Source organism: Heyndrickxia sp. MSNUG, assembly GCF_049532715.1.
Lineage (GTDB): Bacteria > Bacillota > Bacilli > Bacillales > Cytobacillaceae > Mesobacillus.
Window position 1 is genome coordinate 4122193 of record NZ_CP150978.1, and the last position, 20955, is coordinate 4143147.

Here is a 20955-nt window from a genome sequence, read left to right on the forward strand (position 1 = left end):
AAAAAACCCTCTTCCTAAGAAGAGGGTCGTATATCGTCTCTCCTTATCTTTTCAGAGCCATTACTCTGATGGAATTAGCACCGTGTTTATTAACCGGTTGCCGGGCTTCATTGGGCCAGTCCCTCCGCCTCTCTTGATAAGAATATTAAGTTATAAATTTTTGCATCAAAATGGTCTTGCAAGTTAACGTGATAATATCATGCAGTAGAGCAGCCGGTCAAATATTTTTTAATTTTTCAGATAAAAACTTTTAGAGTCATCGGCCTGGCTAGGTAAAAGATTGATTCAAGCACCAGTAAAGTCCTAAATGGGCATACAAGATTAAAATAGCCAATGCTAATTCCTTCACGCAGCTTTATGTGTCCATCAAGCAAATGAATTAATAGATCTTCCCTTCCAGAAAGCTTCGCATATTGAGCAGCCGGAAATGCACGCTCCTTGCTGAATTCAACCTTCTTCTTTTTGAACGACAAATAATAAGTTTGCTTTTCTGCTTCAATCGAGAGACATAAATCCAGATTAGTAACTAATAGCATAATATGATTTTTCTTCTGAATTTCATTCATAAAGCTTTCGATTCTTTCTTCCATTCCGTTCAGCCCCCTGTTATTACATATTCCTTGTGTTATGGAAAAAACCTGTAATAATCCTTCGACAAATATTACGGGGCCCCTCAATAAATAGGTTCACAGGGGTAAGAAAGTCGATTGATGCTGCATCCCTGCAAATAATTGATACCTGATTCTTGCTTTTGTGCGAACTCAACTAAAAAAAGACAATGCCTAGGTGGAGTTTCGGCATTGTCCATCATTTCCCGAGAAATATGTCTAAACATCCTGCAATGTAGTTAAGCTCTTCACGATTCTTTCAGGGGCAGATAATATATCACATGCTCAGATAAGCTTTGAAAACTGCTGAGCAAAAAAAAAAAAACGGCTTAGCCGTTTGTTTGTACATTCTCTATTATTTTCAATTTTCCATATAAATAGGGGACGGATTGAAAGGCATATATTTTCTCCTGAATCTCTCCCTCGTTTAAGATAATCAGGCAGGGAACGCTTTCGATTTCGAATCGCTCGGCCATTGCCAGCAAGTAATTCAAATCTGCTTTGCCGCCAGAAATATCAGGCAGCAATTGTTCTATTACTGCTAGCATTTTTCCTGCTACCTGGCAAGTTCCGCACATAGGCGTATAAAAATACAGGAAACCTGTCTGCTTTTCTTTCAAAAAGGCTTCCATCTCTTCCTTTGTCCACTCTTTCATCTACAGTCATCCTTTTTCTAAATACTCTGCATGAACGTCGATATTTGCTCCAATCAAAACTGTAGCTAGATGGTACTCTGGTGCCGTGGCCACTTCCCTGTACATCTTATCAATGTACAAATGATTCGCTTCGGGAAACTCCCGTTTAAATTGCTTTCGAAGCTTCTCCCCGGAGGCATCCGCATCCACAAGAATATATACATCCTTATCAAAAAGTGAATCAATCAGCTCATCAAGCTTAGACACACCAATCGTTCCATTTGTACAAATAATTTCTACCGGTTCTTTTAGCACGGTCTGTACCTTTCTTTTGTCTGACGAGCCCTCCACTATGATCACCTTGTGATTTTCGTCCATCGCCATAACCACCTATGCACCAGAAAATAATTACTTTACAACATTATAAACATTATTAATTGAATTGTGCGGGTTAGTACATATTTCTATTGTCACTGTTTTTGTTTTTTTTTGCAAAAATTTGAACTAGCTCCTTAAAAGATAGGCTGTGTTAAACTTGTCTGTTGATTTCAGTTCCAGGCGCTTCGCTTTCCGGGGGGGGCGGCAGGTGAGCCCCCAGGAGTCTTCGCGCCTTCCGCTCCAATCAACAGGTGCTAAATATCAACATGTACTTTAACACAGCCAAAACATAAAGGTTTAGGAATAGTATACAAAAAAACAGCGGCTCATTGGCCGCTGTTTTATGCTAACACCAGCCGCCTTCATCACAATCAGTATACCGTGGTTCTGATTGGTCCGGCACTGATACATGCTGGTAAATTCTATTCTGTTCGGATTCATAGTGATGCCCGAGCTCAAGGTGGTCACCTTCAGGAAGTTTGATCTTTCCAATTGGTTCACTTTCTAAATAAAGCTGGATTGCTCCATTTTCTAATTTGCCTGTCACACGATCGGTAATGTCTATTTTTTGCTGTTTTAATGTCATCGTTGTTCACCCTTTACTAATATCTTCACTGCTATTATTTTGTCCGAATTCCGTAAATGAAGTGATGGGAAAATGCAGGAGATTATTAGCTGAAGTCGATTCAATGAATGTAAAAACGCCTTGAATAGATCAAGGCGTCAGGAGAATATTATTCTTTTGTCATTTCTTCGTATTGTTCAGCTGTCATAAGCTTGTCTACTTCACTGTTGTCAGATGGTTCAACAACAATCATCCAAGCCTTTTCATATGGAGATTCGTTAACGAATTCAGGGCTGTCATTTAGGTCTTCGTTAACTTCTACTACTTTACCGCTTACTGGTGCGTAAAGTTCCGAAACCGTTTTAACAGATTCAACACTTCCGAAAGGCTGATCAGCAGAGATTTCGTCTCCTACTTCAGGTAGTTCGACGAATACGATGTCTCCCAGTTCAGATTGAGCGAAATCAGTAATACCTACGCGAACCTTTTCTCCTTCAACTTTTACCCACTCATGTTCTTCAGAATAACGCAACTCTTTTGGTGTATTCATTTACTATCCCTCCATTTGTATATCTCTATCGATAAATATCGATGGGACCAAAATTAAAGCCATGCTTTTTCATAATCTTCTTCTTTAAAACCTACTGTTACTCTTTCCCCGTCTGTCATCAGCGGACGCTTGATCAGCATTCCGTCTGATGCGAGCACTTCCAATAACTCGTCCTGGGACGCTGTCTTCACCTTTTCTTTTAGCCCTAGCTCGCGATACTTCTGACCGCTCGTATTAAAGAACTTTTTTATATCGAGGCCGCTTTTATTAAGTATTTCCTCTAGCTCAGAGCGTGAAGGAGGGTTTTCGACAATATGTACTTCATTATAAGCTACTTCATGCTGATCCAACCATTTTTTAGCATTTCTGCAGGTGCCGCATTTAGGGTACCAATAAAACGTTTTTGCCATTTATTCACCACCCTTTGCTAGTATCCCATTAAATAATCCCTCTAAACGGATAGTAACATATAAGGGTGACAAAATTCTAACATTCAGTGTTTAATTTTCTCCATTTTTTTCGGCATCCATTAATTATTTCAACAAAACTCGCAATAATCCTTCCCCAACAAAAATTTTAGTCACTAATCAACCTCTTTTTAATCAATGGCTGGTGATTTCTACTACAGCCACTCGCTTTCCCCTACATTCAACAGAGTAAAAATCAAGTGTGAAAATGCATCGTTTAAGTATAAAGCCAATTGATTATAGTTAGAAGCGATGAAAAGTAAAAAACTCCTCCCCGAAATGGAGAGGAGCTTTATAGTCGGTTATTACACTAGGAATCGTTCAGCTTCAATCAGCTTTTCAGAAGCTTCTCGCTTCTTAGCGATTACGTTAATTGGAGTGTGTCTTGTGAACTTGCGCAGTGCGGAAGTCAGCATGCGAAGTGCATCGCCTTCTTCAGTTGCAACAAGAGTTTCTTTTGCATCGCGTTCGATTTCATTGAATGCTTCCTGACAAAAAATTTGAGTGTAAAGAAGCTTTTGCTTGCTCTTATCAAGTCCATCCTTAGCGATTGCTTTTTCAGTACGCAGAACTGCTGATTCCATAGAATAAGCATTTGAGATGATATCTGCTATGTTAACAAGGATTTCTTGTTCTCTTTCTAACGCCTTGCCAAATTTTTGAGCAGCCAATCCAGCTGCAAGCAATCCGATCTTCTTTGCGTTCTTAACAAGGTATTTTTCCTGTGCAAGCGGCTCATCGCCTGGCTCTTCAGGCATCAACATCATAAGCTCTTCCTGAAGCTGCTGAGCTTTTTGCAATAATGGAAGCTCACCCTTCATAGCTTTGCGCAGGAACGTTCCTGGAACGAGAAGACGGTTGATTTCGTTTGTACCTTCAAAAATACGGTTGATCCTTGAGTCACGGTATGCTCTCTCAATTTCATATTCCTGCATGAATCCGTATCCGCCATGAATCTGAACGCCTTCATCTACAACATAATCAAGTGTTTCTGTAGCAAAAACTTTATTCATGGAACATTCAATTGCATACTCAGCAATAGAATCAGCTACTGCTTTACCGTTATTGATTTCTTCGTCTGATAGCTTGCTCATGCGATCCTCAAATAGACCTACTGTACGATACACAGAGCTTTCAGACGCGTAAATCTTGGAAGCCATTGTAGCAAGCTTTTCTTTTGTCAGGTTGAACTGGGAAATAGGAGTCTTGAACTGCTGGCGCTGGTTAGCATACTTCACTGTAATGCCGAAAGCATGCTTTGCTCCGCCTGTAGCACCAACACCCAATTTATAACGACCGATATTAAGGATATTGAAGGCAATGATATGGCCTTTACCAGCTTCCCCAAGCAGGTTTTCAACCGGAACCATAGCATCTTCAAGAATCAATGTACGTGTAGAGGAGCTCTTGATCCCCATCTTCTTTTCTTCAGCACCCACTGAAACGCCTGGGTATTCTCTTTCAACGATGAATGCAGAGAATTGTTCGCCGTCGATTTTAGCGTAAACAACGAATACATCTGCAAAGCCTGCGTTTGTAATCCATTGCTTTTCACCATTTAGAACGTAGTGAGTTCCTTCTGCATTCAGCTTAGCTGTCGTTCTTGCACCTAAAGCATCTGAACCAGAACCTGGCTCTGTAAGTGCGTACGCTGCAAGCTTTTCACCAGTTGCCAACACTGGCAGGTACTTTTGCTTCTGCTCTTCGTTACCGAAAAGAACGATTGGCAGGGAACCGATTCCTACGTGCGCTCCGTGGGAGATCGAGAACCCCCCTGCAATTGACATTTTTTCAGCTATTAAAGCTGAGCTTACTTTATCAAGGCTCAAACCGCCATATTCTTCCGGTACGTCTGCACCAAGAAGGCCAAGCTCCCCTGCTTCCTTCAAAAGCTTAACCGTACGGTCGAATTCATGCTGTTCGATATATTCAACCTGAGGCAATACTTCATTCACGACGAAGTCCTCAGCTGTTTTTGCGATCATTTTTTGCTCATCTGTATAATCCTCAGGAGTAAAAACCTGATCATATGTTACATCATCAATTAAAAAGCCTCCGCCTTTTACGAGCTTTTCTGTTTGGTTTTCCATTTATTCTTCCTCCTATCTATTTTTGGGAGGAGCAAATGCCCCTCCGGTTTATTTCAAAGGTTGGTTTATGGCTTTATAAAAGTTCAAATACTCCAGCAGCGCCCATACCGCCGCCGATACACATTGTCACGACACCGAATTGTTCATTGCGGCGCTTCATCTCATGGATAATGGATAAAGTCAGCTTTGCACCTGTCGTTCCGAGTGGATGCCCAAGGGCGATCGCTCCGCCGTTCACATTGACCTTATCCTCATCAAGCCCAAGCTCTCTGATTACCTGGATGGATTGGGAAGCGAATGCCTCATTCAGTTCGAACACGCCGATATCAGAAACTTGCAATCCAGCTAGTTTCAATGCTTTAGGGATCGCAACGACTGGACCGATTCCCATGATTTCAGGCGGTACTCCACCTAAAGCGAACGACCTGAATTTTGCCAGAGGCTTCAGTCCAAGTGATTCCGCCTTTTCACGGTCCATCACCATGACAGCTGCTGCACCATCACTTGTCTGTGATGAGTTCCCTGCTGTTACCGTTCCATTGATTGAAAAAGCAGGGCGCAGCTTGGCAAGTGTTTCAATGCTGGTGTCTGGACGGACTCCTTCATCCTGTTTAAATTGAATAGTCTTTTCTACAAGTTTGTTATCTTTTCCTACGGTACGTAGAGTCACATCAACCGGTACGATTTCTTCCTCAAACTTCCCTTCAGCGATTGCTTTTGCAGCGCGCTGATGGCTTCTGACAGCAAATGCGTCCTGGTCCTCACGGGAAATTCCGTACTTTTTCGCCACTTCCTCCGCTGTATGTCCCATACCCATATAATATTGCGGAGCAGTTTCAGCCAGTTTCGCATTCGGACGTACAACATGCCCCATCATCGGCACAAGGCTCATAGATTCTGCGCCTCCGGCGATGATAGTGTCTGCATGGCCGATCATGATTCTTTCAGATGCATTGGCAATTGCCTGCAGGCCTGAAGAACAGTAGCGATTGATTGTAATGCCAGGTACTTCATGTGAAAGCCCTGCAAGCGCACCGATATTCCGGGCCATATTCAGCCCCTGTTCTGCTTCCGGCATGGCACAGCCAATGATTAGATCATCGATATTCCCTTCATAATTGCCTGCACGCTTCAGCGTCTCCCTAACTACGAGAGCACCTAGATCATCTGGACGTACATTTGCAAGAGTTCCCTTTTTTGCTTTCCCAATTGGTGTCCGGGCTCCAGCGACGATTACCGCTTCTCTCATCTCATTCCCTCTCTTTCCTTGGATACTCACTTCTATTTTCCATCGCTATTAGTTGGATGAATCTTAAGCTAGGTGATTATCAATCTATTAATTGCGCAATGGCTTTCCTTTTACGAGCATATGCTGCATGCGCTGCTGTGATTTCGGTTCAGCCACAAGGCTTAGGAACGCTTCCCTTTCGAGGTCAAGCAAGTATTGCTCATCTACTTCAGTTCCGTATGGAAGCTTACCGCCTGCAATGACATAGGCAAGCTTCTTCGCAATCTTCAAGTCGTGTTCAGAAATATAGCCTGAAAGATGCATAGTCTGTGCACCAAGCAGCAATGTCGCATATCCTGGTTCGCCTGTTACAGGCACTTTCTTTCTGACTGGAGCCTTATAACCGCTTTCAAAAAGGTTTAAAGCAGCTTGTTTTGCATCATATAGAAGATGGTCGCTGTTCACGCTGATTCCATCAGCTTCGTTCAGGAAGTTATTTTCGCGTGCTTCCTCGCCTGAAGTTGATACTTTCGCCATGGCAATTGTTTCGAATACTTTGTTGGCAACCTTTTGTAGGTCGAATTCAACTCCTTTAGGCAGGCCTTCAAGATGCTTGATATAAAGCTCTTTGTTTCCGCCTCCGCCAGGAATCAAGCCCACTCCTGCTTCAACAAGTCCCATGTAAGTTTCCATTGAAGCCTGGATATGTGCAGCAGGTAAGCACATCTCTGCTCCTCCGCCAAGTGTCATTCCAAATGGAGCCACGACCACAGGTTTTGAGCAATATTTGATTTTCATTGTCGTCTGCTGGAACTGACGTACGACCATATCAAGATCCCAGATGTTGTCATCCTGCGCTTCCATCAGGATCATCGCCAGGTTAGCACCTACAGAGAAGTTTTTGCCCTGGTTTCCGATGACGAGGCCTTTATAATTCTTCTCGACTTCATCAATTGCAAAGTTGATCATCTGGAGGATATCCGGACCGATCGAGTTGCTGTGTGAATGGAATTCAAGGAGTGCAATGCCATCTCCAAGGTCGATCAAGCTTGCTCCGCCATTCTTTTTAATGACGCCTTTTTGCTTTTTCAAAAGCTTGAGGTTAATGACCTTTAGATTCTCTTCCACTGCAACGTATTCGCCATTGTGATAATAGCTAAGTTTGCCGTCTTCTTCTTTATAGAAGGAAGTGAAGCCCTTCTCGGTCATTTCTTTAACCCATGCAGGAACTGTTTTGCCTTCAGCTTCCATTTTGCTGATTGCTTTTTCAACACCTAATGCATCCCATGCTTCGAATGGTCCCATTTCCCAGCCGAATCCCCACTTCATTGCGCGGTCAATAGCAACAATATCATCGGCAATTGTTCCAAGCAGGTCAGCTGAGTAAATCAGGACTGGGCTGAAGATATTCCAAAGCAGCTCACCTGCTCGGTCCTTTGCGTACACAAGCGCTTTCATTTTATTAGAAAGACCCTTTTCCTGCTTGCTCATTTCAGTTGATGCAGTTTTTAATTTTTTACGAGGTCCGTATTCAAGAGTTTCCGGATCCAGCTCAAGGATTTCCTTGCCTTGCTTAAGGAAGAATCCCTGGCCAGATTTGCTTCCAAGCCACCCGTTCTCAAGCATTTTCTTCATGAATTCAGGTACTTCAAAGACTTCTTTCTCTTCTCCTTCTACCTGGTCATATACGTTTTTCGCAACATGTGCAAATGTATCCAGTCCTACTACATCAAGTGTGCGGAAAGTTGCACTCTTCGGGCGTCCGATCATTGGGCCCGTTACGGAATCAACCTCACCTACACTGTAGCCGCCTTTAAGCATTTCACGTACAGTGACCAGTAATCCGTATGTTCCGATTCTGTTAGCAATGAAGTTCGGTGTATCCTTCGCTTCGACTACTCCTTTGCCGAGCTTATCTTCACCAAAGTTTTTCATGAAGGACAAGACTTCAGGATCCGTATCCTTTGTAGGAATTACTTCAAGGAGCTTCAGGTAGCGCGGCGGGTTAAAGAAGTGAGTTCCAAGGAAGTGCTTCCTGAAGTCCTCTGAACGCCCTTCAGCCATTGCTTCAACAGAAATTCCGGAAGTATTCGAGCTGATAATGCTGCCCTGCTTGCGGTATTTATCTACATCAGTAAAAACTTTCTTCTTTATATCAAGGTTTTCGACAACTACTTCGATTACCCAGTCAACGTCCTTCAGTCTTTCCATATCATCTTCAAAGTTACCCGCTTCAATCAATGCAAGATTCTTTTTGGAGGCCAAAGGTGCTGGTTTTTGCTTTAACAACTTTTGAACTGCACCTGCACTGATTCGGTTGCGTACCTGCTTGTCTTCAAGCGTCAGGCCCTTCGCTTTTTCTTCTCCCGTTAATTCCCGAGGTACTATGTCCAGCAGCAATGTTGGGATGCCGATGTTTGCAAGATGAGCTGCAATCCCCGATCCCATGACACCTGATCCAAGAACCGCTGCCTTTTGAATTTGTCGCATCAAATTTGTCTCCCCCTTTGACTCTTTTTGAATGAATACTCATTCATTTTTGCACCAAAAAAAATATGCATATAAATGAGTTCTGTTAATAACTACTATAAAATATTTAAAAAATTTACGCAATAATAAGGTGCGGAAAAAAGAAAATTTTTTGAATTTTTTAACCAAAATTTTATTTCTCCAGTTTGGACAACCTAAAAAAGCGATCACCTGCTGACCGCAACGCTTTAACGCTTTACTCTATTGGGGGTCTGACCCCCAGTGCATTAACGCTTTAATATATGGAGGTATGATGATGGCTAGGATGAAGAAGCATCCGTCGAAGGCGGGAGTCAGTGCTGCGAGTGTTAAGGGGAATGCTGGTCCTTCTATGGGGCAGGGCGGCGAGGGCAAGGTTAATAGCCAGAACAGCCAGTATAAAAAATAGCACTGAAAAGAAAACAGGCTGACATAATCATATGTCAGCCTGCAGTTTATTCTCGATTATTTCTTGAACATTCCCTTTAAGACAAACGCTACGTTAGCAGGACGTTCAGCTAGACGGCGCATGAAGTAACCGTACCAGTCTGTTCCGTATGGTACGTAAACGCGCATTGTGTACCCCTCGTTTGCCAGCTGAAGCTGCCTTTCCGGCATAATTCCATAGAGCATCTGGAATTCGAATTGGCTGTTAGGGATATTATTGGCTTTGGTGAATTCCTTAGTAAAGTTGATGATTGCATCGTCATGAGAGGCAATCGCCGTATAGTTGCCGTTCATCAAATGCATTTTAATGATTTTCTTGAAGTTTTCATCCACATCTTTTTTCTCTGGGAACGCTACTTCAGGAGACTCTTTATATGCTCCCTTTACGAGACGCAGATTTGGTGAATATTGATTTAGATCTTCAATGTCTTTTTCAGTACGGTAAAGATAAGCCTGGATGACCGTTCCGATATTGTCGTATTCAGACTTCAACTGTTTGAAGATATCCAATGTTTTTTGGCAGCGCGCATAATCTTCCATATCAATGGTGACAAAGACATTATTTTCTTTTGCTGCATCCATGATTCTGCGCATATTATTCATGACGACCTGTTCCGAAATATCGAATCCTAAGGATGTCATTTTCACACTCAATTGAGCATTCAATTTTTCCCGGCCAATTGCTTTAATGGCTTGAATGGAATTGTCTGCCCTTTCATTGGCTTCCCTCTCGTTATCAACGAATTCGCCTAAGAAATCAACTGTGACAGCTAATTTCTTCTGATTCAAACCTTTTATGACCTGGACAGCCTGCTCGATTTGCTCACCAGCTACGAAGCGGGATGCACCGAAACGAAGACCATATTTCTTAGCCATTTCAGTGAAAAATTTATTTTTTGATAAAAAAAGAAAAAAGTCTCTCATTAATTGTTCCATTGTTTTCCTCCCCTTAGTGAAACCGATTACATTACCCCTTAAAAAAATTGCTTCATCTATCTATTTTGCAAAATCATTTTATCATTTTTTTAGATTTTTGAATATTACTTTTGTAATAAAATGTTCTTTTTTGCCGAATCATGTCCCGCATACTTTATTTTACCGTGGGAAGGATAATATTCGATGATAAAAACATTATTCAGGAGGTTCAGTTATGCAGCAGCAGAATATGAATTTTCAAGGCCAGCAGCAAGGAATCATGCAACAGCCGCCTTCAGTCGTTTCTTTAAAGGATTCTTTATATTTGACCGATATGCTTTCATGGAATCTTCTTGCAATGAAAAAGGCACATTTCTTTGCCCAGCAGTGCCAGGATCCAGAATTGAAAGCCGAAATTGAAAAGTGCTGCCATATGCACGAAAAGCATTATCAAACGATCCTATCACACCTTAACAGCCCGCAAAACCAGGCATATACAGGAATGCAATAATTATTAGGAACACTTGCTTTTGGACTTTAGTCAAATGAATGGCAATTGAAACTAACAGGAGGAAAAGCGGATGAACCAAAATCAGAATCAGCAAAAAATCCAGAATCCAGAAACACAGATTCAAAAGACACCGCAAATGAACGACCGTGATTTTATCAACGATATTTTAACAACTGAAAAGTATATGACAACTTCATATACTCAGGCACTGCATGAAGCCAGTCATGACCAGCTGTACCAAGACTTATTAGGCATCTACAACGAAACCTCGAATGCACAGCGCAGTCTATACAACCTGATGTTCAAAAAGGGCTGGTATGCCATCGAGGCAACCGATCCGCAAAAGCTTCAGCAATCGCATCAGCAGTTCCAAGGCTATATGAACCAATTCCCGCACGGCGGTCAGCTTCAATAACTCTGCCTTAAAGGGGTTGAAGACCACGCCAAAAAGAACCATCCCGCCACGGGTTGGTTCTTTCTTAATGCCATTAGCTTAATGAGCCGTATTACTTCTGGTTCTGGCGTTTGCTTTCGTTCAGTTCCTTTACTTCTGCAATGACATTCTTCATTTGTTCCTTTGCCTCAGGATATTCCGCGTTCCAATGCTTGGCAAGCGGAGGCATTGACTTCGCGATGTGGCTATAAAGAATCCACGCTTTCACTTTTTCTTTATTTTCAGCGGAACCTTCTCCTACTAACAGTTCTGTGTATTTCTCCAGCAATCCGTCGATTTGGTCTGCAAACGTCTTGTTCATTTCCAACACTCCTTATTTCTTTGGTCCGCAAATTTTCGGGCAAGTTTTGCAATAACCTTTGGCATTTAGCTTGTAGGTAAAACAGCAAGTTTTTCTGACTCTGACGGATGAATTTGCATCTTCCTGGCAGTCCGGCTCTGCGTGATACCTCGCCAGCGGGTTTTGGTGATAATTGCCGAACAACGAGCCTGGTGCGAGCCGAATGACATAGTCGAAATCCTCTGCTGCGCGTGCTTTAATTGCCTCATCAACATGTTCAGCTACTACTTTTTCATACAGCCAATAAATATAAACTGCTACGTTTTCCCATAAAATCAACTTCGAAATTTTAGCAGCTTTTCCGAGTGCCTCCATCACAGGAAAGATATTATCCTTAAACAGGTGGCGAACCGCTTCCCTTCTCCATTCATTACGAACCTCATCAGAACAAAGAAGCGCTGATTTACTTTTAAAATAAAAATCCGGCAGCCATAGTCCATCTTTCTTCATTTCTACTAAAAGCAAGGAATCCGGCGCTGCATTAAGCTGCTTATTAAAGACGCTCATCGCATATAAATATATGACTGCCAAAAAGGCATGTCTCTTCATCCATACCGAAGCAGTAGTCTTTAAATCTGGGGCAGACATTTCCGCTTCAAGCTTCTTTAGAAGACTGTTCATGCTCGATTCTTCAAGCAAGCTGGTAAACGCAATCGGAGTGACTCCATCTGGAAGCTCTGCGGCAAAGCGGAACTTACTTAACTCCTTTATTTCGGAAGCAGATAGCTCAGCTTTCATGTACTTTTACCGGACGGTTCTTCAGAATACAGCGTCCCTTTCCATAAGGGATGCATAAAGGTGTGCCGAACAGAGGGTCAACCGTTACCTCACACTCCATGCCAAACACATTTTTCACAAGGCCGCAGTTGATGACCACCTCTGGTTTTCCCTGTGCAAAGATTTTCTGGTCTTTGATCGCCACAATATTATGGGCATATCTGCATGCAAGATTCAAATCATGCAGAACCATCAAAATGGTCCTTCCTTCTTTTTCATTCAATTCATAAAGAAGGTCAAGAATTTCAATCTGATGCGTCATATCCAAATAGGTTGTTGGTTCGTCCAGGAGTATAATATCAGTGTCCTGTGCCAGAGTCATGGCAATCCAGGCACGCTGTCTTTGTCCGCCTGACAAGGAGTCGACTGTCCGGTCCTTCAAATGTTCTATTCCTGTTGCAGAAAGGGCATTTGTAACTTTTTCCTCATCTTCTTCTGACCATTGCTTCAGCCACGATTGATAAGGATACCTGCCTTGTTTTACAAGCTGTAAAACTGTCAAGCCTTCCGGAGCAGCAGGCGATTGTGGAAGGATGGCCATCTTCCTTGCAATCTCTTTCGTTGAAAGCTTAGAAATCGCCTCACCTTCAAGCAAGATGGAGCCTGCCTGCGGTTTAAGAAGCCTGGCAATGGAGCGGAGCAATGTTGATTTCCCGCAGCCATTGCCTCCGATGAAGACGGTAATCTCACCCTTCGGAATCTCGATATCCAATTCTTTTATAATGATAGAGTCTCCATATGATAATGTCAGTTTTTCTGCCGCAATTGCCTGGGCCATATCCATTCCCCTTTCCACATCGAAGCTTATGAATTTCGTGTCTTAAAAAGCAGGTAAATAAAATAAGGTGCTCCAATACTCGCTGTAAAAACGCCAGCTGGAACTTCCAATGGGGAGAACATTGTCCGCCCGATCAGGTCCGCCAGCATGACAAGAATTCCGCCAATTAATGCGGAAACCGGCAGCAGCGCCCCAAAAGCAGAGCCAACAAGCCTCCTTGCCATATGCGGAGCCATTAATCCGACAAAGCCGATTCCCCCGGCAAAAGCAACAGAGCTTGCTACTAAACCAGTGCTGACAAGCAATAGGACAAAGCGCTGACGCTGAACATGGCCGCCGACACCCGTCGCAATTTCCTCGCCTAGCTCCTGGACGTTCACATTTCTTGAAAGGATAAAAGCAATTGAAACCAAAATCAAAGTCCACGGAACGAGTACCCAAACATTACCCCATGTAGAACCGTGTACCGTACCTGTAATCCAAATATTCGCCTGGCTGGCCCGGTAAATTGGCCCCATGAGCATCATGAGTGTTGTCAGTGCCTGCATCATCGCAGAAATACCTATACCGATCAAAACCAGCCGGACAGGCGATACACCATTTTTCCAGGAAAGGAAGTAGACTAGAAAGGCAATGAATGTCGCACCGATAAACGCCGATACGGGCATCCATTTTATACTTACTGTCAAAGCATTGTTCTCATCACTGAAATACGCCAAAAATCCGACGACAGCTACGGATGCTCCTCCAGTTATTCCGATAATATCAGGTGAAGCGAGAGGATTCCTGATCATCCCCTGCAATAGTCCGCCAGCCACAGCAAGGCCGACTCCCACCATTAAAGCGACAATTATTCTTGGAAGACGGAATGATTGAACCACTAATCTTTCCATATCACTTCCCCCGCCAAAGAATACTTGAATAACATGTAAAGGGCTTATTGCCATATCCCCCAGGCCAGTACTTATGATAAAAACTCCAAATGACAACGCCAGTAATCCCAGGAAGATCGCCGCAGCTTTTTTATCAATCAAAAAAGATACTTTCCCTTTTAACAGTCTCAAACTTTTATATTGACTCATTTGCCATTGAACCCCTTTCTCGCAATGTAAATGAAAAATGGAGTTCCAATCATTGCCGTCATGACCCCCACCGGAATTTCCTGGGGCATTAAAATATAACGTGCTGCTATGTCAGCTGCCAGAAGGAGCATTCCGCCGAAAATCCCTGCAAAAGGAATGACCCAGCGGTGATCAATACCAACGACGGCTCTTGTCAGATGCGGAATGACAATCCCGATAAAACCAATTGGACCAGCCACAGCGACGGCACCGCCAGATAAAAGAACGATGATGACACCGGCAGCTATTTTAACGAGACCTGTATTCAGTCCAAGGCCTTTAGCCACATCATCTCCCATGGACAATACATTCATTTTAGAAGAGATCAAAATGGATGCCGCCCAGCCAATCCCTAAATAAGGCATGACACCTGACAGGGTCTCCAGCTTTCGGCCCTGTACTGAGCCTGCCAGCCAGTAAAGCACTTGCTCAAGAGCAGCCTCGTTAAGAACTAACAGCCCTTGTGTAAAAGAAGAAAACATGGCTGTCATTGCCGCTCCGGCCAGTGTCAATTTCATCGGTGTCAGGCCTTCGCGGCCAGCTGAGCCGATGACATAAACACTAACGGCAGCAACCGCAGCTCCAAGAAATGAGATCCAGGCAAAAGCCTGCAAGCTGCCAACTGAAAAAATTGTTACGGCAACAACCACCCCAAACCCTGCTCCCGCATTCACACCAAAGATTCCTGGTGAGGCAAGCGGATTTTTGGTCAGGGTTTGCATCAACACTCCCGCTATCGCCAGGCTTGCCCCAACAGCAGCGGCAATTAAGGCTCTCGGAAGGCGAACCGACTGAATAATGATGTGTTCGTTTGATCCATTGTAGTTAGTAAACGCTTTAATGGCTGTTCCCCATGAGGTTTCGGTATATCCATACACGATGCTCGCGCATATTAGAAAAAGAATAAATAGGATTGCAATGAATAGGCCAGCACTTCTTTGACCATTGGTTTTAAGCAGCATTGTTCTATTACCTTTCTATATAAAAAAGTTTATAACCTGTTAATATGTTTAACTTTGGCTCTGTTAAACAAGGCTGTTGATTTTCGTTCCAGGCGCTTCGCTTTCCGCTGGGCTGGCGCTGAGCCTCCTCGTCGCTTCGCTCCTGCGGGGTCTCATCTGTCCAGCTGCGCCCGCAGGAGTCTTCGCGCCTTCCACTACAATCAACAGGGTTTAAAATCAACATTCAGCTTTAACAGAGCCTTAACTATAAATGATATTCAAGGCCATTTCATTATAATGGCAGCGAGTTTCACAAATTCGTCATTGATTATGAAAATCATTATCATTTAGGTATTGACACATATGACATAATCATTTTATCATAAAGGAGCGCTAATTGAAAACGATTATCATTAACATTTAGGAGGAAATACATATGAAGTTGTCTAAAATTATGCTGTCCCTTATCACTGTCTTCACCGTTCTGCTGCTGGCAGCCTGCGGCGGTACTGAGGATAAAGAAAAGGATACAGCTGAAAAACCAAATGAAAAAGAAGAAAGTTACACAGTCGAACACGCAATGGGCACCACCACTTTAAAGAAAACGCCAGAAAAGGTCGTGATCCTTACGAATGAAGGAACAGAAGCTCTTCTTGCGCTTGGCGTAACGCCAGATGGTGCCGTACAATCCTGGACTGGCGACCCTTGGTATAACCACATCGCTGAAGAAATGAAGGATGTAAAAGTTGTTGGAGTTGAAAGCCAGGTGAACGTCGAAGCAATCGCTGCGTTGAAACCAGACCTGATCATCGGCAATAAAATGCGTCAGGAAGATATTTACGAACAATTAAGTGCGATCGCACCAACTGTTTTTGCTGAGGACCTGCGCGGCAACTGGAAGAATAACTTTGAACTTTATGCAAAAGCGGTCAATAAGGAAGAAAAGGGCAAGGAAGTGATTGCAGCCTATGATCAGAGAATTGAAGACCTGAAAGCTAAGTTAGGAGACAAAGTGAATATGGAGGTTTCCATGGTCCGCTTCATGGCTGGGGATGTCCGTATTTATCATAAAGATTCATTCTCTGGAGTCATCCTTGAGCAAATCGGATTTGCCCGTCCTGAAAGCCAGAACATGGATGACTTTGCCGAAAAAGGTGTAACACAAGAACGAATTCCAGCAATGGACGGAGATATCCTCTTCTACTTCACGTACGACGAAGGAGACGGCAAAGCAACAGATGTTGAAAAAGAATGGATTGAAAACCCATTATTCAAAAACCTTGAGGCAGCCAAAAAAGGTGAAGTACACAAGGTAGATGACGCAATCTGGAACACAGCTGGAGGCGTTAAAGCAGCCAACTTGATGCTGGATGATATTGAGAAGTATTTCTTGAAGTAACTGCATTTCTTCTTATTTATACAATAAAAACCCGCCTAATCTTGAGGGTTTCAGTTTATCGACAAAGATACAATTCACCAATCAGTTATTAAACCCTGTTGACCTTCGTTCCAGGCGCGTAGACTCCTCCGAAAATGCTAACGCATTTTCATCGTGCGTGGGCATATTCAAGGAAGCTTTTCAGTGTCCTGCGGGATTAGCTGGACAGATGAGACCCCGCAGGAGCAAAGCGACGAGGAGGCTCAGCGCCAGCCCCGCTGAAAGCGAAGCGCCTGGAACGGAAATCAACAGACCTATTTTACTTTCCAACCAATATAAACTGTAGACAAGCTCCCCTTCATCGAGTTTGTCTACAGTCTAAAACCCGCAAATTCTTGCGGGTTTTTTCTTTTTTTCATAAACATCCCATTTTCGGAAAGAATAAGTGTAAATCCAGAATGGCGGAGATTTCAATGAGACAGTTATTTCGAAAAAATCGCATGAAGGAACTTGAGAAAGAAGCAAGTAAACAAGATACCCATGGCGATAATGGTCAAGAACAAGACAATTACCTGAACGATCATGGATGGGAGCTCTTGTTTAAAAAGTCTCATGACTTCAAGAAAACGTTTTACGTGAACCAAAAGAGTGGAAAAAAGTTTTGTTTTTCCTTTATGACTACTTTAGTAGATGAAAGTCTTCTGCAAAACAACGCCCTTCCCTATCTTTTACAAGGGGATTTTAGAGATATTGAGGATGTTAAGAAGCTGATTCCGATTGCCGATGTACAGGTTTCCGATAAAAATGAGGATATTGAGAAGAAGCTTTTTAATGGGTATGTTCTCCTTACTCTGGAAAATGAAGAAAAGCAATTTGCTTTCATTGCGGCACAAAAAGAAATTGTAAGAGCCGTTGCACAGCCTGAGGTTGAGTTCAGTGTAATTGGACCAAAGGAGTCCTTTGTTGAATCGATCGATCAAAATCTCAACCTCATTCGTAAGAGGGTACCGGTAAAAGAGCTGATAATTGAAAACTATACAGTTGGGACTCTATCTCATAGCGGTGTCGCCATTCTTTATATAGACGGCATCACTAATACCGATAATGTAGACACCGTTAGGCAAAGGATTAAAGAGATAGAATTTGATGAAATCACCGATAGCTCGTATATCGTCCAATTAATATCGGATAATGAAAATTCTCCGTTTCCACAATTGCTGGATACAGAGAGGCCAGACCGTGTTGCTGCAATTCTCGCAGAAGGTAAGGTTGCCATCCTTGTGGATGGCTCACCTCATGCCTTGATTGGTCCGACTACACTTGTAGAATTCTTCGGTTCGTTTGAAGATTATTTTTTAAACTATCTGCTTTCTTCCTTTTTCCGTTTGGTCCGTTTATTTGCGGTTGCCTTCTCGATTTTAATAACACCTATTTACGTAGCGACGCTTTCCTACCACTATGAGCTGATTCCAAAGGATCTGCTCAGTACATTGATCACATCAAGGAGAGAAATTCCCCTCCCTCCTATTTTGGAAGCTTTGTTCCTTGAGTTAACGATTGAGCTTTTGCGTGAGGCGGGAGCCCGACTTCCTACCAAGGTCGGCCAGACGATCGGTATCGTAGGCGGTATCGTTATTGGAACAGCCTCCGTAGAAGCAGGCTTGACAAGTAATGTACTGCTGATCATCGTTGCATTGGCTGCGCTCGCATCCTTTACAACGCCTGTATACCGTATGGGCAATACGATCAGGCTCTTGCGTTTTCCTTTTCTGTTCTTTGCGGAACTATGGGGCTTGTTGGGAATTGTCGTTTCATTTTCGTTTTTATTGACACACTTAATTCGGCTTACTTCACTAGGCCGGCCGTTCCTTGAACCTTTATATCCCCCTCGGATTACAGATTTCAAGGATGCGATCATTCGACTGCCTTTTAAAAAACAGTCAAAGCGTCCACAATATCTAAGAACAGAAAACCCTGTACGTTTCAGTGAGAAAAAAGCCAAAGAAAAGAAAGACATCGATGAATGAGCATTGGAGGTATTTGAAGTATGACGACGCAGCAGCCAGTCCCTGAAAGATTGCAAGTATCGCCTTTTCTTGTTCTCTATTTGATTATGTCCATGCAAATTGGAATTGGAGTATTAGGCTACCAGCGTATCATTGCCAAGGCTGCTGGCTATGATGCCTGGATTTCGGTTCTAGGAGCCGGACTTAGTATTCATATCATCATTTGGATGATTTATAAAATATGCGGAACGGTGGATGGTGACATTGTAGCAGCCAATGCATATGTCTTTGGTAAAAAAATAGGCAATATCGTCAGTGTGCTTTTCGTTGTCTATTTGCTGGTTTTTGCCTTGGCCGTTCTCAGGACCTATATTGAAGTCATCCAAGTATGGATGTTTCCGGAACTGAACATCTTTTGGTATAGTTTTTGTTTTTTACTCCTCTCTGTTTACATCGTCTTTGGGGGCTTTAGGACTGTCACTGGAGTCGCTTTTTTCTGCATTGTGCTTCCAAGCTATCTATTGCTGACTTTTGCCTTTGCACTTAAATTTGCTGAGTTCAGAAACCTTCTGCCAATTTTTGATCACTCACTAAAGGAAATGGCCACCGGCGCATTTAACATGTCGCTTACCTATATTGGGTTTGAAATACCAATCTTTTTCTACCCCTTTATTAAGGACCCGCAAAAGTCACATAAGTGGGCACATTTCGGTGTCTTTCTTACTACCATGATCTATACAATATTAGCGATCATTACTTTCGCCTATTTTTCCGAAGAACAACTGGCTAAGTCAATTTGGGCTACCCTGGAGATGTGGAAAATCGTAAGCATGCCATTTGTGGAGAGGTTTGAATACATAGGCATTGCCAACTGGAACTTGATCATCCTTCCTAATGTATGCATCGCACTTTGGTCTTCTAGCATCATTCTGAAAAGAGGCTTTAAGCTCAAACAAAGAAAAGGAGTAATTATCCTGGCGATCATTTGTTTAATAGCCATTAACTTTTTCGATACACGGGCAAAAATAAACTTTTTGAATGACTGGACAGGAAGAATCGGCTTCGTAGTCACTTATCTCTACATCCCTTTTTTGTTCATAGCAACCAAGATTGCCAAGAAGGTGAAAAACAAAAATGAGAGTTAAAAAACTGATTCCTTTCTTTGCTCTTTCCCTCCTATTGACAGGATGTGTAGAAAAAGAAATTATCGATGATGTCAATATTGAAACGGGTATTGGATATGATTTGGCAGAAGACAATAATATCGAAGGCACCGTCATGGTCCCAGTTTTCAAGCCCGATAAAAACATTGGCAATTTCACATTTTCAGCTAAGGCAAAAGCCAACAGGGATTTGATGCAAGAAATCCAACGGAAATCTGCTCAGCCGGTAGCAACGGGATCACTGGAAATCGCTGTCTTTGGAGAAGAAATGGCCAAGAAAGGAATAATCGAATTAATGGATTCATTTGAAAGAGATCCAAGCATCGGTGCGAGGATTTATCTTGCGGTCGCTGATGGGAAGGCCAAGGATATATTGTCAGGCACTTATGGCAATAGGGGAAATGCTATCCATCTATCGGAGTTAATTAAACATAATACAAAGGATCGAAATTTGCCTGAGACAAACCTCCACTTGTTTTTTTTCAATCATTATCAAAAAGGGAGTGATCCCTACTTGCCCATACTTAAGAAAGTGGAGACTGATATCATTGATATTGTCGGGGTCGCGGTATTTAAAAATGGGCACATGGTTCATACCATTCCCGCTGACAGAATGTTCTTTTTCAAATTGCTTACAGATAAATTCAGCATGGGAAACTTCCAAGTAAAGGTCGGTAAAGATCTGGCTGCCATCAAAGACCTTGGTTCCAAACATAAATTTAAACTTGATAAGAGAAACCCCTATACCGTCACAATTGAAATTAACATCGAAGGAATCATTCGTGAATATACTGGAAAAATGTTGACGCCGCCTATTATCAAAAAAATTCAGAAAGAACTTGAAGAAGAAGTAAATGAACAATGTTCTGCCATGATTGCAGACTTTCAGGAGCATGAAGTCGACCCTCTTAGTTTAGGAAATTTTATCAAAAGCAAAACAAGAGGCTTTGATTATAAAAAATGGGAAGATGACTATAAAAATATTACGGTACATGTTAAAACCCACGTAAAAATAACAGAGGTAGGCGTAGTTGAGTAATAAGAAAAGCGCAAGCGCCTTGGTCAGCCCCGACAAGCGCTGGAGGGCCTGCCAGT

The 20955-nt window shown here is 42.7% G+C and carries 22 protein-coding genes and 1 riboswitch; of the genes, 7 read left to right on the plus strand and 15 right to left on the minus strand.

All coding sequences use genetic code 11. From position 1 onward, the window contains the following. Positions 1-40 precede the first annotated feature (40 nt). Positions 41-143, minus strand: a riboswitch (SAM riboswitch). A gap of 93 nt (positions 144-236) precedes the next feature. From AABM38_RS20880 to AABM38_RS20920, 9 genes are all read right to left on the minus strand, one after another. After that, positions 237-590, minus strand: coding sequence for a hypothetical protein (locus AABM38_RS20880; RefSeq protein ID WP_423408093.1), 354 nt, complete (start codon positions 588-590; stop codon positions 237-239). Positions 591-937: 347 nt separating this feature from the next. Further along, positions 938-1264, minus strand: coding sequence for a thioredoxin family protein (locus AABM38_RS20885; RefSeq protein WP_423408094.1), 327 nt, complete (start codon positions 1262-1264; stop codon positions 938-940). 6 nt (positions 1265-1270) lie between these two features. After that, positions 1271-1621: a toprim domain-containing protein gene (locus AABM38_RS20890; RefSeq protein ID WP_423408095.1), complete on the minus strand. Its 351-nt coding sequence runs from the start codon at positions 1619-1621 to the stop codon at positions 1271-1273. 346 nt (positions 1622-1967) lie between these two features. After that, complete coding sequence (locus AABM38_RS20895; protein ID WP_335374849.1) at positions 1968-2207, minus strand: YusG family protein; 240 nt, start codon at positions 2205-2207, stop codon at positions 1968-1970. Between the two features lie 148 nt (positions 2208-2355). Continuing rightward, a complete protein-coding gene (gcvH, locus tag AABM38_RS20900; protein WP_423408096.1) occupies positions 2356-2736 on the minus strand; it encodes a glycine cleavage system protein GcvH in 381 nt (126 codons plus the stop codon). A gap of 53 nt (positions 2737-2789) precedes the next feature. Further along, a complete protein-coding gene (locus AABM38_RS20905) occupies positions 2790-3146 on the minus strand; it encodes an arsenate reductase family protein (protein WP_423408097.1) in 357 nt (118 codons plus the stop codon). A gap of 362 nt (positions 3147-3508) precedes the next feature. Then, entirely contained in the window at positions 3509-5293 is a 1785-nt protein-coding gene (locus tag AABM38_RS20910) for an acyl-CoA dehydrogenase family protein (RefSeq protein ID WP_423408098.1), read from the minus strand. 73 nt (positions 5294-5366) lie between these two features. Further along, positions 5367-6542, minus strand: a complete 1176-nt coding sequence (locus AABM38_RS20915; RefSeq protein WP_335428862.1) for an acetyl-CoA C-acetyltransferase — start codon at positions 6540-6542, stop codon at positions 5367-5369. Positions 6543-6629: 87 nt separating this feature from the next. Next, on the minus strand, positions 6630-9011 hold the full coding sequence (locus AABM38_RS20920) for a 3-hydroxyacyl-CoA dehydrogenase NAD-binding domain-containing protein (protein ID WP_423410816.1): 2382 nt from the start codon (positions 9009-9011) through the stop codon (positions 6630-6632). 295 nt (positions 9012-9306) lie between these two features. Between AABM38_RS20920 and AABM38_RS20925 the strand changes: the two genes are divergently transcribed. Then, entirely contained in the window at positions 9307-9438 is a 132-nt protein-coding gene (locus AABM38_RS20925) for a YuzL family protein (RefSeq protein WP_207502060.1), read from the plus strand. Positions 9439-9494: 56 nt separating this feature from the next. Here the strand turns inward: AABM38_RS20925 and AABM38_RS20930 are convergent, their stop codons facing one another. After that, complete coding sequence (locus AABM38_RS20930; RefSeq protein ID WP_423408099.1) at positions 9495-10412, minus strand: proline dehydrogenase family protein; 918 nt, start codon at positions 10410-10412, stop codon at positions 9495-9497. Between the two features lie 214 nt (positions 10413-10626). Here AABM38_RS20930 and AABM38_RS20935 point away from each other — a divergent pair, with 214 nt between their 5' ends. Beyond that, positions 10627-10902, plus strand: a complete 276-nt coding sequence (locus AABM38_RS20935; protein ID WP_423408100.1) for a hypothetical protein — start codon at positions 10627-10629, stop codon at positions 10900-10902. 70 nt (positions 10903-10972) lie between these two features. After that, positions 10973-11317 carry a spore coat protein gene (locus tag AABM38_RS20940; protein WP_335374842.1) on the plus strand — a complete coding sequence of 115 codons (345 nt, stop codon included), beginning with the start codon at positions 10973-10975 and terminating at the stop codon, positions 11315-11317. Between the two features lie 91 nt (positions 11318-11408). Here AABM38_RS20940 and AABM38_RS20945 read toward each other — a convergent pair whose 3' ends face one another. The 5 genes from AABM38_RS20945 to AABM38_RS20965 are packed head-to-tail and all read right to left on the minus strand — an operon-like array spanning position 11409 to position 15334. After that, positions 11409-11657 carry a YusU family protein gene (locus AABM38_RS20945; RefSeq protein ID WP_423408101.1) on the minus strand — a complete coding sequence of 83 codons (249 nt, stop codon included), beginning with the start codon at positions 11655-11657 and terminating at the stop codon, positions 11409-11411. 12 nt (positions 11658-11669) lie between these two features. Continuing rightward, a complete protein-coding gene (fhuF, locus tag AABM38_RS20950) occupies positions 11670-12434 on the minus strand; it encodes a siderophore-iron reductase FhuF (protein ID WP_423408102.1) in 765 nt (254 codons plus the stop codon). Then, positions 12424-13257 (minus strand): ABC transporter ATP-binding protein, encoded by an 834-nt coding sequence (locus AABM38_RS20955; protein ID WP_423408103.1) that lies wholly within the window; start codon positions 13255-13257, stop codon positions 12424-12426. The genes fhuF and AABM38_RS20955 overlap by 11 nt, the downstream gene beginning before the upstream one ends. Before the next feature lie 20 nt (positions 13258-13277). Further along, a complete protein-coding gene (locus AABM38_RS20960; RefSeq protein ID WP_423408104.1) occupies positions 13278-14333 on the minus strand; it encodes a FecCD family ABC transporter permease in 1056 nt (351 codons plus the stop codon). Then, complete coding sequence (locus AABM38_RS20965; protein WP_423408105.1) at positions 14330-15334, minus strand: FecCD family ABC transporter permease; 1005 nt, start codon at positions 15332-15334, stop codon at positions 14330-14332. Before AABM38_RS20965 ends, AABM38_RS20960 begins: the two co-directional genes overlap by 4 nt. 415 nt (positions 15335-15749) lie before the next feature. On the opposite strand from AABM38_RS20965, the gene AABM38_RS20970 reads away from it, so the two are divergent. The 4 genes from AABM38_RS20970 to AABM38_RS20985 all read left to right on the plus strand — a co-directional run bounded on the left by AABM38_RS20970 (position 15750) and on the right by AABM38_RS20985 (position 20899). Next, positions 15750-16712 carry an ABC transporter substrate-binding protein gene (locus AABM38_RS20970; RefSeq protein WP_423408106.1) on the plus strand — a complete coding sequence of 321 codons (963 nt, stop codon included), beginning with the start codon at positions 15750-15752 and terminating at the stop codon, positions 16710-16712. A gap of 452 nt (positions 16713-17164) precedes the next feature. After that, a complete protein-coding gene (locus AABM38_RS20975; RefSeq protein WP_423408107.1) occupies positions 17165-18718 on the plus strand; it encodes a spore germination protein in 1554 nt (517 codons plus the stop codon). Between the two features lie 20 nt (positions 18719-18738). After that, positions 18739-19842: a GerAB/ArcD/ProY family transporter gene (locus tag AABM38_RS20980; RefSeq protein WP_423408108.1), complete on the plus strand. Its 1104-nt coding sequence runs from the start codon at positions 18739-18741 to the stop codon at positions 19840-19842. Continuing rightward, complete coding sequence (locus AABM38_RS20985) at positions 19832-20899, plus strand: Ger(x)C family spore germination protein (RefSeq protein WP_423408109.1); 1068 nt, start codon at positions 19832-19834, stop codon at positions 20897-20899. Before AABM38_RS20980 ends, AABM38_RS20985 begins: the two co-directional genes overlap by 11 nt. The last annotated feature ends 56 nt before the right edge of the window (positions 20900-20955 follow it).